Annotated in this window: 2 protein-coding genes; both read right to left on the reverse strand. The window is 62.1% G+C overall.

What is annotated here, in order from left to right:
• Window positions 1-40: 40 nt before the first annotated feature.
• Window positions 41-8920, reverse strand: coding sequence for a polyketide synthase dehydratase domain-containing protein (locus IH881_02425; protein ID MCH7866523.1), 8880 nt, complete (start codon window positions 8918-8920; stop codon window positions 41-43).
• A 3-nt stretch (window positions 8921-8923) separates the two neighbouring features.
• Window positions 8924-15040, reverse strand: a complete 6117-nt coding sequence (locus tag IH881_02430; protein ID MCH7866524.1) for an SDR family NAD(P)-dependent oxidoreductase — start codon at window positions 15038-15040, stop codon at window positions 8924-8926.
• Window positions 15041-15088 lie beyond the last annotated feature (48 nt).

Consider the following 15088-nt stretch of genomic DNA (forward strand, 5'->3'; position numbering starts at 1 on the left):
TCACATCCTTTTCTATACTTAGCTCCGGAGAGCCAGGCTACTAGGCCCCGACCTCGACCTTGGGCCCTTGTGGCCCGTAGAGCTTCGCTGCGAGAGAGCCGAGCCAGACGGACACCGGATCACTGCCGAGCCGCAGCAACCTGTGGCGCGCGCCCTCGATCAATTGAAGTGTTTCGGACCCCGCGAGCGGAGCCTCTTGCAGGATCCGAAAGAAGGTGGCTTCAATTTCTGACGCACCCGTTTCCTTCTGCCACTTATTGACCCGCGCGGAAAAGGCTCGATCTCCGGCGTTCGGCTTCTCGTGTTTGAGCGGGGGGCCGAGCGCGTTCATCGCTGCGAGCACACGTCGACCGCGTTCTCCGTAGGCGAAGCTGCCGAGTTCTTTGGGGGAAATCGGCGCGCCGATCGTGTAGTCCTGCGCACCGTGAGCGATCGGAAATTCGAGTTTGCCCACAGCCGGCTGTACCGACAGGCCGCCCGAAATGCGGATGGGCACGATGGGAATCTCGAGTTCGAGTGCGAGATCGAGAAACAGCGAACTGATCTTCGTCACGGGTTCCCGACAACTCTGGCTTCGAGTGCCCTGGGGATGCACGAAGAACGCGCGGCGACCGGCGGCGAGATCGGGCTTTAGATTCGCGAGAATTTCGAACATCGAATCCGGCTTCGATTGATCGAAGTAGAGAATCGACTTCGGATCTCGGGCACCTGGATACGTCGCAAGCATTTTCAGGATCCAACCGATCCAGCCCTGTTCGTGTTTCGCGTTCGCCATCGTGACGACTTGAGTTCCGGTGAGGGCCGAGAGCATGTTGGTGACGAGCAACGACTCGATCTGCACCTGATGATTGCCAACGAATATTGCGCCCCTGCCCCCGAGCGATGCAAATGCGTCGGGGTCTTCGACTACGACCCGACCCACGTAGCGCTGGATCAAGCCCTCCCAAAGATCCTGTCCCAACCATTGAGAATCGATTCCCAGCAACGGGTTCCAGAAACGGTGCAGCCGTTCGAGCGCAAGCGACCGGCTGTTTCGATCGAAGCCCGTCTCGTCCCGCACCACAAAATCCTGACCGTCCCGATAGACTTCGATCGCGAGCCTGTTCAGGGGCAACGCATCGGGCAGATCCCCCGGATGCAATCGTTCGCGCAGAGCGAGATGCTCCTTGATGGCGATCGTCTCTACGTCTTTACTGCGATAGATCCCCTCGATGGTCCCGGGCATCCAATCGCTGGCCAGGACTTCGGCTTCGCAGAGTCGCGTCTCGCCATTTCTGCGTCGGGAAAGCGACACCCCCTCGACGAATTCACGATCGCGAAGGAAGCTGCGACGATCCAGCGGAGTAGCGGACCCCAATGCACCCTTTGGAAAACAAGCTTCCACGAGCGAGAGTTCTGCGAAGACGCCCTGGTCGCCGATTAATTGAATTTTAAAGCGGGGCAAATCTGGTTTTGCGAGATAGCCGTCAAAGCGGATCTCACACCGGACCTCTCCCCGGTTGGGAATTTCGCCGTACAGGGTGAGTGCAGTAATCCGGGCCGGATAGGCGACCTTGTCCTTCGCAATCTCCGGCGCCCACAGGTGCAGTTGATCGTGGGGGATACCGTGCAGTGCCGCATCGAGAAGCGCAGGGTGCAACAAACCGATCGGCACACTTCCCGCGCTGGCATCCAGGACCAGTGAGGCGCCGTGATCGGTGATCTCGCCGCGCTTCATCAACTGGAAGGCAGGTCCGTGGAACAAGTTTCCGGAAAGGTAGGGATCAGAAATCTCCCTTCCCTCTTCGGCGTTCAGCGCCGGGGGTGCAGGCTTTCGATCTCCCGTTTCGACTCTTGCCGACGCGACCTCGATTCCTTCGCTCGAATCGAGTGCATCTCCCGAGTCCGCGTAGAGTTGCACGAAGTATGAGTTGGCAGATCGTGGTTCGACTTCGGTCCACAAACGCCGCGGGCCATCGAAGTCCACCCAACCCTTGAGCTGAACGTCGTGCAGTGCAACGACCTGTCCCGGAACCGCGCAGGCCAGTTGATCTGCAATACACATCATCGGCAGGGCCGGACGATTCCAGGTCGGACAGTGGTCGGCAAGCCAGAGATCGACCGCGGGGTCGAGAATCACCTCGGAACTTTTGGATTTGCGACCGCGGGATGGCGGCGCTCCCGAGACGATGCGCATTCCCATTCCATCGGCTGAATAGATTCGAATGCCGTCGCACCACAGTGATGCGCTTGCAATCGCGAACGGGCCGTTCTCGTCTCGTCCGACTTCGGTCACATCCAACGTGACTTGAACCGTGTTGTTCAGCGGCACCACCTGTCCGCGGTACTTCCAGGTCATCGGCCGACCCAGCGCGATGGGCTCGAACCGGGGCGCGTCGATGCCTTCGCCCATACCGCTCTCCAACATGAAAAACTGCAAGGTCTGGATCATGGCCTCGATCCCGAGCGACCCCGGCTGCACCGGATCCTGAAAGAAGTGCGCCTTGAAGTACCAGTCCTCCGCGTCGATGCTCCGCTCCGCTCGCACCCGGCCGAGGCTCTCGGCACCGCCTTCGGGCCAATAGCCCGTCACCCGATCGAGGGTGCGCAGTCTTGCGCCGCCCAACCTGAGACTACCGGCGAAGTAGCGATCGGGTTCACCCGTGAGGTCGAGATTGAAGTCACTCGCCTCACTCAGAAGTGCGCGTTGCTCGTCGCTGGTGGGCTGACCGATTTGATTTTCGAGCGACAGCGCCTCGGGGGGGAAGAAGCCGAACACGGTGTCCATGACATAGACACGCCGCTCGCCCTGCTCTCCCGACAGGAAACACTCGACGTCGAAGCTCACGACGATCATACCGGCGGCCTTGGAGATGTTCTTGAGGGTGACCGCAGTCCGCAGGGTACCGGCATCTTCAAATAATTCGGCCTCGAGTGTGGCGGTACCGTCCAGGTTGCGAAAGCAGACTTCGTCGTCGACGGTGAGGGCCGAACCGATATAGCTCGCGAGCCAGCCGCAGGGTTGCAGGGCGGCCTCGAGGATCACGCAGTACGGCAGCGTTCGAGCACCGTTTTCATTCAGATACCAGGCGTCGGGCGGTATGTCGTATTCGATCTCGACGGTCGAGCCGACCTCCATCGCCCCGATTTCTCCGCTGATCTTCGTGGCGCGAGATACGAACAAGTACGGTGGACCCGGGAGTCGCGGCACGCGACCCGGTGCATCGAAGCGCGTATACATCGGCCCAAACGCGTCGGAAGGCTTGCCCCAGGCACACGCGAGCATCGATTTTTGATCAAAGGCAAAACGCCCGCCGTCTTTTGTCGGGACACTGGCGACTGGTTTCGATTCAACGAGGCTGGCCAGCAGCTCTTTGCGATTCGAAAGCGGCCAGTCGGGAACCAGCGAAAGGCCCGTGCGCCGGGCGTGAAATGCCTTGCGTCCGTCCACGGTACAGAGCAAGTCGGCGTAGAGGGTGGGAACCGGGCCGTCGATCACTTCTTCGACGAATACTTCGTAGACGACGTGCTTTGATTGCGGCGTCACCTGACCGCGGCAACGCATCTGGATCGACTCTCCGATCACCGGTTGGAAGCGCCAGGAGTCTCGCTCGAGGGTGAAGCCCAGCGCGGCGAGATAGAACGACATCGCCTGCAGGCAGCCTTCGAACATCAGGGTTCCCGGCATGCAGGGATCGTTCTTGAAATGTCCGTCGAAGAACCAGTCGTCCGGATGCACCGGGGCTTCGGCGCGCAGGTAGCCACGCCCCCATGGCCCACCCGTCGGATCGAATTCACTCACCTCGTCGAGAAAGAGCATCTTGCCGCTCTGGATCGCCGGGCTTTCGGTGTGCGTGCGACTGTGTTCGAAGCCGTCTCCAAAGCACTCCCATGTCCGGCCTTCGGCAAACGCCCGAAGCTGAGCGCGATCAAAACTCGATTGCGTACACGCAACCGCGGGTGGGTCGAGCCGGGGATTCTTCGTCGGCTCGGCCTCTTCGGCAGACCACAAGATTCCCTCGGAGTTGGCGAGTTCTTCATCGCTGAAGAAACCCGCTTGCCCACCCTTGATGCTGATCCGCGGCACCCCATCGATCAGGCATTGGTAGTGAAAGAAGAACAACCGAATGTCGTCTTGCCGCGCGTGACCATCAACGTGGATCTCATAGCAGAGGGTGTCACCCGGCTGCGGAAGATCACCTTCGTAGGTGAGTTCACAACCGAGCAGCCGATACACCCGCTCCCCCTGATTGAGGAAGTCGGCACCCATGTACGAGATCAACATCAGGTCCGCCTGCCCGGACTCGATCATGATGCCGGCGGGCATGCGTCCTCGATTGAGATACCAGGAATCGTCGAGCACGTCGGTCTCGGTCCACATGATCCCGGCACCGTGCTCACCCGGCTTGGCGTCGATTCCCGTAACACGATCTGCCAGCAAAAGCGGAGGCTCGGGCATTCGTACCTGGCGCGCGAAGCCGTCTTGCTGTTCGAACATCGGACCGTAAATCTCGGAGATGCGACCCGATGCGTGAATCTCGACTTGAGCACGATCGAGGGTGGGGCCAATCGGATGCTGGATAACCTGGTTCGACACTGGGTCGGGCTCATCTAGCTTGCTGGGTACTGGCTTGGTTACTGGCTTGGGTGCAGCCACGACCGCAGGTCTGGGATGCGAGCTGGGCGCGGTGACTTTAGTCTGCACGATGGGCGCGGGCGCGGAAACGATCGGTTGAACAACCGGGGCCAGAACGGTTCCACCGGTGCTCAATACTTCGGCGGTCGGCCGCAGGTTCTGGCGCAACGCAAGAAAGCGTTGATGCATTTGTGCCTGTTGGCTGACGAATTGCTGATGAACCCGGGACAACTGTTCCACATGCTGTTGCCAGACATCCACCGCGGGACCGGCGGAGCCAGTGGGGGCACTGATGGCCGCCGCCGCGGGAACCTCGATGGGTAGCGGTATCTCGGTTTGGATCGCGGCGGGCACGACCCAGTCCTCATCCATGATCGAGGGAAGTGCCGGCGCAGGCTGCATGATCTCTACTCCATCGGAATGTTTGCTCCGGGTCGGAAAACGGACAGCTTCTCGATGTCCGGGTAGTCGCAGGTGCGGTGTCTTGCGTTGCTGATCTGTTGCAGAGAGTTGTGGCGACGTGTCGCGCACTACCGGGTTCAGCCGCTCCAGCAACCGCGAAGGATCCACCGGAACGCCGGCGGCGATCAACGCTGCGATCGCCTCGAAGATGGTCTCGATTCCCCGTCCCTTTCGGTCGAGGGCGACCACGACCGCCTGCTGGTTTCGCTCGCCCAACAAGTCGCGAATCCAACCCGAGCACGCGCTCATCGGGCCGTGCTCGATAAAAACCCGCACACCATCCGCCCACGCGCGTTCGATGACCTGCGAAAAGTCGAGGGTGCGATGAGCCTGGTTCATGATCGTCTGGGTGCAGGCCTCGGTTTCGGGGGTGTAGGCCGCGTCGCTGCCGCCGGAATAAAACCGCACGCCGGGGACCGGGGTGACTTCGCGTCGATGAATATCGAGCCACGCATCGCGGAACTCGTCGACTTCGGGGACGTGCGCGGCCATGTTGTAGTCGAGCTTGTGGCAGCGCCCGTTTCCAAGTTCTTCGCTTACCCGTTGAACGATCCGCTGACATGCATCGGCGTCACCTGCGATCACGCAATCATTTTTGGTGTGGATGATTGCGAGGTGGAGACGCTCCTCGCTGGCAATCCACTCGCGCACCCGGGCGACCGGTGCCAGGAGTCCCCACACGGCCCAACGAACTTCTTCGAGTTGCCCGTCTGCAGCCCCCCACACCCGAGCGATCGCATCGAAGGGACCGGCCAGTTCGTTGGTGTAGAGCCCGCTCTCGTCGATCTCCCGGCGCATCGCGTCCATGTCGGTCCAGGCCCCGAGCGCAAAGAGTGAGTTGCTCTCTCCCGACGAGTATCCAATCGCCGCATCGGGTTCAATTTCGAGCAGACCCCGGGTCAACTCCGCGTGCATCTGGCTGAGACACGAAGCACCCCAGAGCCGTTGATCGTTTGTGGCCGCGGCGTCTTTCCCCTCGAACACCCAGCTCATTGCCTCCGCGAGTCCGTCGAAGCGACGTCCGAGCCGATCGCCCAACTCGGGCAACGCCGCCAGCAGTTCTTCGCCCATGCCGTGGTATGCCGAACCGGCGGAGGTAAAGACGAATGCGAGATCACCGCGGACCGGCTCGGCGCGATAGTGAACGCCCTCGCCCGGCGGAGCACCATCGATAATATGTGCGCGCGCCCGCTGGATCCTTTGCTTTAGCGTCTCGTCGTCCCCCGCGACCAGAACCAATCGCGCGGGCAATGCCGTGCTCGAAGAATCGCTTGCAGGTGTCGAGGTTCTCCCCTCGTCAAGCGCCGCCAACACGCTACTTGCGTCGCGACCTTCGTAAATATGTAACATCATCGAGCTGCGCTCAGAACGAGGCGGCGATTCAACGTGTTCCGCGAGACTCCAAATCGACTCAACGCCCTCTGCGCCGCTCATCGCCGCAACGGCCAGGCGCGCGGTTCTCCTACCGGACGAAAGCCAAGGCCTGCCATCCGGGCGTCTGCGGTGATGAAGAGACAGGGCCGCGGCGGTCAGATGCAAAAGTCCCGAGGCCGCGTGCGCGTGTCCCCAACGATCGTCGAGAGATCCGATTTCGCTCTGGGGACCAAAGTTCAGTACCCGGTCGTCGGTCGTTACTTCTCTGTCTCCGTCGATTACAGCGTAGATCCGATCGCCGTCGCGCTCAGCATCTTCGAGACGCTTGATCACCAATGCGACTGCGGCATCTCCGGGAATCTCGCATCCCGATCCCGAAGACAGACACTCGCGAGCGGCCGCGACATGAACAGGCTCGCACGACATGTCTACCGCTCCGACCAGCGCGGCATCGAGTTCGTGCTCGCGCAGAGCACGCAGCGCAACCCTTAGCGCTTCGAGTCCGGAGCGTTCTTCCAACGAGATCGTGCAGCTCGGTCCGGCGAGGTCCAGTTGACGGTTGAGCCGGTTCGCCACGATGTTCGGCATGCTGCCGATGACCCCGGCGGATTCGAGCACATCGACCACGCCATCGCGCGCGTTTCCCAACCAATCCTCTTCGGCTTGACTCTCCAGGTCGATCCCCAAAGCCACGGCCCACTCTGCGAGTCGCCAGCGTGCGCCGTAACGCGCGACCTCCGGATCGGTCCCCATGCCGACATAGACGCCGGTTCGCTCCCTGGGCAGAGCAGCGACTTCGGCCGCCGCCTGGCATCCGGCGTCCAACATCAGAAGCTGCTGTGGAAGTGTCTGTCGCAGATCGTTGGGCGGGATTCCGAGCGCCGCGATATCGACATCGAAGACCTCGATGCGCCCCTCGAGTTTTCCACTCGCGTCGGGCTTCACACAACTCGCTCCCCCGAGCAAAGCATCGCTGAAGGCAGCGCGATCGGGACAACCAGACGCCACGACCCCAACGCCCACAATCGCGACGGGCACGAGCTTGTCGCCGACCACAAATTTTGCCAACTGAGGATCCGCCGGAACGGCGTTGGCAATGGATCGCTCTGGATCAAATTGTTCGACAATCAAGTGTGCGTTGTTGCCACCAAAGCCGAAGGCCGAGATCCCGGCGCGCCTCACCCCGTCCGATACAAAGCCGGGCACTTGCCAGGGTTCCGCTTTTTCGAGAATGCGAAAAGAGGATCCGTCGATCGCATCGATCGGGTCGTCGGCGTGAAGTGTCGGCGGACGAACGGAGGCGCGCATGCCCTCCAGTACTTTGATCAGACCGGCGACACCTGCCGCGGTGATGAGATGTCCCATGTTCGATTTGAGCGAGCCGATCCCGACAGGCTCCGGCAGGGTTCCGAAAACATCGCCGAGGCTTTCGATTTCCGTTGCATCGCCGATCGCGGTACCGGTTGCGTGGCACTCGAGCAGCGAAATATCCCGGGGCGACACGCCGCTCACTTCGTAGGCCGCGCGAATGGCGCGCACCTGGCCTTCTCGCGCGGGAACCAATGCGCCCTGACCGCGGCCGTCGTTCGAGAGCCCCACCCCGCGGATCACACCCAGGATCTCATCTCCGTCGCGACGCGCATCTGCTAGCCGTCGCAGCGCAACGAACGCCGCTCCCTCGGCCGGCATCAAGCCGTCGGCTTCGCGATGGAAGGGGCGGCTCCGCCCGCTCTTGCTGAGCGCCGAGAGCGCCGAGAACCCGACGTGGATGAAGAGATCGTCCGCACAATTGACTGCACCCGCGAGCATGACATCGGCCCGATCGTCGTGGAGCCAGTCACACGCATACTTGATCGCATAGAGCGAACTCGCGCAGGCGGCGTCGAGGGCAAAGGCGCCGGCTTTGAGCTCGAGCGCGCGTTCGAGAATCAGCGCCGGCAACCCCGAAGTAAATCGATTGCGCGGATCGGGTCGTGGCTCGGTCGCCGAAAGGTCTGAGTCGGCTCTCCAGATCGATTCGGCGTAGCGCGACATCGACGCGGAAGGAAAGGACAAGTTGCCGAAGATGGCGCCAACTCGCGTGCCACTCGCTGCGTGCCCCGCATCTCGCAATGCTTCGCGCGCAGTGTGGAGCACCCACTGAAAGAGTGGATCCAGGCTCGTCACATCTTCTGCTTCGATCGCGAACCCGGTCGGATCAAAGCACTGCTCGAACCCCTTCACATAGCCACCGCGATCGGTGGAGGTGCGATCGACCGTGGAGGACCCAGCCGCGAGCACTCGTTCGGTCGCAATCCCCCACCGACCGGCCGGCACCGGACCGAGAACGTCCTTCCCCGCCAGAACCAGTTCCCAGAGTTCTTTGGGATTCAGCGCGCCCGGCAGCACGCAGGCACGTCCAACGATCGCGATCGGTTCGAAAGAGGGATTCGCAGGTCGAGAAGATGAAGGGGGTGATGATGACGACAATCGCTACGCCTGTTCCTGGCTGGGCAGTAGATGCGTTTCCACGCCAATGAACTCCGCGAGCAGGTTGCCACTGGCATCGTGAAACACCAGATCCGAAACGCTCTTGCTCCCGACAGCACTCCGGCCCGTGAGCGTGCAGCGGATCGGTTCGCTTGTCGGTGCGTCTGCCCAGGTTCGAATCTCGTTGATTCCCGTCGGGAGCGATGCACCTCCGAGCACATGCTTGCACCAGAGCAACGCGAGCTGCAGCCCACCGTCGAACGCGAGCGGGTCCGTGATCCACACCGTCTTGCCCGAGTTGGAACGCTCGTCCGCCCAACTCGATTGCTCTACCCCGGAAAGCTCCGCGACCATGCCGCGCTCCGAGATGCCAGAGATGTTTTGAATCACCTGGAACGCGGGTCCGTGGAACAAAAGCTCGCCGTCGTAGATTTCGGCCTCGCCCCAACTCCCGAGCGCGAGTTCCTGTTCGTCGACCACATGGGACTGCGAGGTACCGCGCTCGGTAGCCAGTTCCGCGGTGCACCGGTAGTAGATGCCGCCCTTGCGATCTGCCAATTCCAGGGCCACCGTGGCTCCACTCCCATTGGTCAATTGTCGGGCGTGCACGACCAAATGCTCGCAACCTCCAGCGAACTCTCGCAACGATATTCCGCGCAACACCTTGAGCTCCGACAAACGCTCGAGCACCAACTCGGGACCAAATGCCTTCGCGCAGCGCGAGAACCATTCGATCACCATCGCGATCGGAACGACCGGCGTGCCCTTGATCGCATGATCCGCGAGATAGGGATGGGTCTCGTCCCCGACGACTACGCTCAGGGAAAACGACCGCCCTTGCAATTCGGGATCCGACAATGCGGCGAGTGCTTCGGCCTTGGGTTCGCCCCCTAGTACCAACTCGATCTGCTCGGGAGCGCTGCCCGCCACCTCGTCGACCAACATCTTGGCACCGACGCCGAGCGGGATCAGCGGCACACCCATCGATTCAAAGTGCGCCTTCAACTGCGGGCTCACCATTCCGCCTTCCCATGGGCCCCAACCGAGAGACTTCACCAGACAAGCACCGTTGCGACGCCTGAATTCCGCAACCGCGACCTTGTTCAGCACTTCGTTCGCCATCGCGTAGTCGACCTGGCCCACGTTTCCACAGCGCGCCGCTACCGAAGAGAAGAAGCACAACAACGCGATTGGATCGTCGGCCGTGGCGGCCAGCAGCGTGCGCAGCCCTTCGACCTTCGTATCGAAGACGCGATCGAATTGATCACCGGTCTTCTCGGTGATCCGCTTGTCTGCGATCACTCCGGCGCCGTGCACGATTGCGGCAATGTCTCCCCAGTCGGCGCGGACCTCGGTCAGTGCCGCTGAGACCGATTCGAGACTCGTTACATCTACCGCCATGTATCGCGCCTGCGAGCCCGCTTTCTCGATCTGCGAAACCGTGTCCCGCACCTCGCGACTCGCAAGTATTGAGCCGACCTGCTTGCCGAGTGCGACCGGTGTCAGTTTTTCTCCGAGCGAAACCGCATGTGCGAGCAGCGCGCGTTTGAGCGCCGCGTCTCCCTCGACGCCGTGGCAACACGGCGGATCTTCTGCGAGTTCCGTGCGTCCGAGCAGCACGAAGCGGAGTGCCGCTTCGCTCGCCAATCCGATCAACGTGGTTGCGGTGACGCCACGCGCGCCACCCGAGGCCACCACAACATCTCCATCGCCCAGTACAGGGGTCCCGCGAACGACTTCGACGGGCTGGCTTCGCAGCACAACGCGTCTGCCCGACGCACTGAGTCCCACATCGAGATCGGGGCCACCCAAAACGAGTTCGTCCGCGATCGCGCTGGCGAGTTGTTCACCACTGCGTCCCGCGCGTTCGAGGTCGATCGCCTTGACCGAAACTCCCGGCCACTCCTGGGCGACGGTACGTGCCAACCCTGCACATCCGGCGAGCCAGGCCCGCGCTGGTGCGAAGTCCCCTGTTCCAAAGTTTCCACCCGTATCCTGCAGCGTGACGAACACGCCCTCGCCGGATGCCTTCGCTTCGAATCGCTCTGCTACCGCACGGGCGACTTCGAAGGCTTCGCGATTGACGCGCGTCGCAGCGAGATCGTCCGAGACTTCGCGCAAGCCGCCAAGAAAGACCACACCGCGAAGATCGCCCGCCGGAATTTGCGTCACCGCGACAGCGGACACGCCCCGGGTTTCCAGGGCTTCGGCTACCTGTTGCGCAAGCCCTGTCCCCTCGTCGGTGACAATGATTTGCCCTTCCCCGAAGAGACCATTTTGTGCCATCCCAATCGCCGGCTGCTCGACGGCTGCGAGCACATAGCGACCGAGGCCTGCGCCCACTGGAGGGTCGTCGGCATCACTGGCCGCTTCGTCGGCCGCGGAAGCGCGGTTCGGGCTCGTGCTAGTTTCGCGTCCCAACTGCCCGTTCAGGTATTCGACCACCTGGCCCAGGGTCGCGAGCTTGGCCATTACCGCGGTATCGACTTCCGGCAGACCCGGCGCCAGATCGTTCATCGCGGAGAGAATCTCTACTCGCTTGATCGAATCGATCCCGAGGTCAGCCTCGAGTTCCATTTCCATGTTCAACATCTCCGGCGGATAACCGGTCTTGTCCGACACCACTTCGAGCAACAACGCGTGCAGATCGACTCCGCCACGATTGGCTTCTGGCTGAACCGCGGGCGGCTCGACCTCCGGTGCCGCCACCGGAGCAACGGCCGGGGGGACGGACTGGACGACCGGCGGCGTCACGAACGCAGGAGCGGTCGGCATGGGTTGAGCAACAGCGATTGCCGGTTGCACCACGGGTGCCGCCGCAATCGGTGAAGAGAGCGGCGCAGCAATCGGTGCCTGAATTGGCTGCACAACCGGTGCCGCGGTTGCCGCGGGTTGCAATCCGGCCTGCACCGAAAACGATTGGAAGCTGCGTTCGATCGTATCCAGATAGGCGGTATGGGTCTGGGCCATCGCCTGCATGTACGCCGCATGAGCTTCTGCGGTGTGACGTTGAGCTTCCTGATAAGCCTGCGCCCAACCGGGTGACGCCGCGGCGGGAGCCGGGGCAGTGCTTTGTGTGATCTGTCCAGCAATTGTTGGAGCAACAACTGTCGGATCAACAATTGTCGGATCAACAACAGCTGGCGCCGCAGTCTGTGCGGTAGCGCGGTCGGATTCGCTGCGAGGTACTTCGACGTACACGGTCTCGATCTCCTTTTCTTTGCGGGGCGGGTTCGGCCCAGGTAGCGCGGCTGTGCCTCCCTGGGGCGGATATGGCTTGCCGTAGTTGCTGCCGTTGATCGGAATCTTGAGCTTCGGCTCCGCGCGATCGTGCGGGTTCTCGGTCTCGACGAAGTCCGACCACAGTGATGCGTAGTCGAGCGCGTGTCCCTCGACCGACAATCGCGCGATCGCCTCGAAGAAGCTGCGCACTCCGTCCCTGCCCTTGCGATCGAGGTTCACCGCGGCATGGGGCCGATCCTCGAGAATTCGTCCCACCAGGCCGGTCAACACCGACCCCGGTCCAACCTCGACGAAACTCCGCACACCCGCTGCGTACATGGATTCGATCATGTCGACGAACTTCACCGGGCAAGCGAGTTGTTCCGCGAGCTTCGCGCGCAGCGTGTTCGGGTTCGGATCGTGGACCGCCCCGGTCGTATTCGAGTAGACGGGTTTCGCCGGGGCGGAGAACTCGACCTCCGCCAGGTATTCGCCAAACGCTCCGCTCGCCTTCTCCACCACCGGTGAATGAAATGCCGTTGCGACGGGAAGCCTGCGCGCCGTGATGTTCTGCTCGGCGAGCTTCGCCTCGACGGCCTCGATCTCGTCGGTCTCTCCCGAGAGCACGACTTGTTGGGGAGCATTGTGATTCGCAATCACGACTCGGCTGTCCCAGCCCGCGAGCAGGTCGCGGATCTCTTCGATCGGCTTGGACACCGCGGTCATCGCGCCCGGGGTCACCGCAGCCTGGGCCATCAACTCGCCACGCCGACGGGCGACCGCGAGGAAATCCTTCTCGCTGAGAACGCCCGCGGCGTGCAGCGCCGTGACCTCGCCGAAGCTATGCCCCGCGAAACAATCCGCTTGCAGACCCAAACCGTCTAGCAGACGCAAGAGCGAAAGACTGGTGCAACCGATCGCGGGTTGCGCCCACTCGGTCGCGGACAGGGTGCTGGCCTGACTGGCCTTTTCCTCGTCTTCGAACGCAGTACGGGGGAACACCACGTGATGAAGGCGCGTCGTCCCGTCCCATTTGAAGTCCGCCGCGCGATCCCAGGGCTCGATCGCGCTGGCGAAGTGCATCGCGACCGACGCGCCCATGTGCAGGTACTGACTGCCCTGCCCGGAAAAGAGATACGCGAGATCTCCAACGCTACTGCCCTGACCGGTGCCGTAGTAAATCCCGGTCGGGGTCGAAAACGATTGGGCAGGTGCGCTGTCGATGCTCGTCGCGGCCTGCTCGAGCTTGACAGCCAGGTCGGCTTCGTCGTTGGCGACCACGGCCAGACGCACCGGCGCCGCCGGGTCGAACTGAAGTTGGCTAGTGCGCGCCAGCCATTGTAGATACCCGGACTTCGAACTCTCGCTGGCACGCGAGCGTGCTTCTGCGACCAAAGCGTCGGGGCTTCCTCCGGAGAGTGTCACCAGCTCGGAGCCGAGAGCCCGCAAGCGCTTCGCAGGTCGCGACGCGACGCCGTCCTTGGGTGTGTACTCGGTCATGGCAATATGAAAGTTCGATCCACCAAAGCCGAACGAACTCACCGACGCGCGCCGGGGGTGACTCGAGTCGCGCACCCAGGGTCTTGTCTGCGTCGAGAGATGGAACGGAGACTGTTCGATTTCGAGCAACGGGTTGGGCCGCTCCACCTTGATCGTCGGCGGCAAGACCTTGTGGTGCAGTGCCATCACGGCTTTGAAGAGTCCCGCGGCTGCCGAGGCCGCCTTGGTGTGGCCGATCTGCGACTTCACGGAACCAATCGCACACCACTGCATGTCTTCCCGGCCCGATTCGCTAAACGCGGTCGTGAGCCCCTTGAACTCCGCGGCGTCCCCCGCCTTGGTACCGGTCCCGTGTGCTTCGACGAGTTCCACCTGCTCCGGGCCGAAGTCCGTCTGTGCGTAGGTGCGGCGCAGCGCTCTGGCCTGTCCCTCTGGAAGCGGCGCGTAGACACTCTTGGCCCGGCCATCCGACGACGAACCCACGGCGTTGATGACAGCGTAAATTCGATCTCCATCGCGCTCCGCATCTTCGAGACGTTTGAGCGCCACCATCCCGAGCCCCTCACCGAGCATGGTGCCGTCGGCCTGATCCGAGAAGGGGCGGCAGTCGCCAGTCGGGGACAGAGCCGGCGTTTTGCTGAAGCACATGAACATGAAAATGTCGTTCATCGCGTCGACGCCACCGGTGATGACCATGTCCGAATCGCCGAGATAAAGTTCGTTGACTGCCATCGAGAGTGCCGAAAACGTCGAGGCACACGCGGCATCCGTCACGCAATTGGTACCGCCGAGATCAAGTCGGTTTGCGATGCGGCCAGCAACCACATTACCCAGCAGCCCGGGAAACGTGCTTTCGCGCCAGGGCGTGTACTGATCGGAGATGCGATCGCAGACCGCTTGCACCTCTGCTTCGGGCAGGCCGCTGTCGCGCAGCGCTTTCACCCAAACCGGGCGCTGGAGCCTGCTCACCATCGAACCCAACAACTCCTGGCCCGAGGTCACGCCCAGGATCACCGAGATATTCGAACGATCGAGCTTTTTGAGGGCTTCACTCGACTGATTGCACGCATCTTCGAGAACGCGCTGGGCGACGATCAATGCGAGCAGTTGCGCGGTATCGGTTTCGGGGACGAGGTTTGGGGGCACGCCCCAGCCGAGGGAATCGAAGTCGATGTCCTTCAGAAACGCGCCGCGCTTCGCATAGGTCTTGTCCGGCACCGAGGGGTCGGGGTCGTAGTAGTCGTCGATCAACCAATGGGATGGCGGGACATCGGTGATCAGATCGCTTCCCTCGAGAATATCCTTCCAGAAGCCGGTGGCGTCGAGCGAACCCGGAAACAGGGCACTGACGCCAACCACGGCGATGGGCAGACGGGACGATTGATTCGATTTGGACATCTCTTGTTTTACCCCTTGGTTCGAACGATTCGAAAATCGAATTGGATC

The sequence above is a fragment of the Myxococcales bacterium genome (assembly GCA_022563535.1).
GTDB lineage: Bacteria > Myxococcota_A > UBA9160 > UBA9160 > UBA4427 > DUBZ01.

Excerpts from the sequence above, each read along its gene's own strand:
- IH881_02430 (MCH7866524.1), bottom strand. The coding sequence starts at position 15,040 with ATGTCCAAATCGAATCAATCGTCCCGTCTGCCCATCGCCGTGGTTGGC.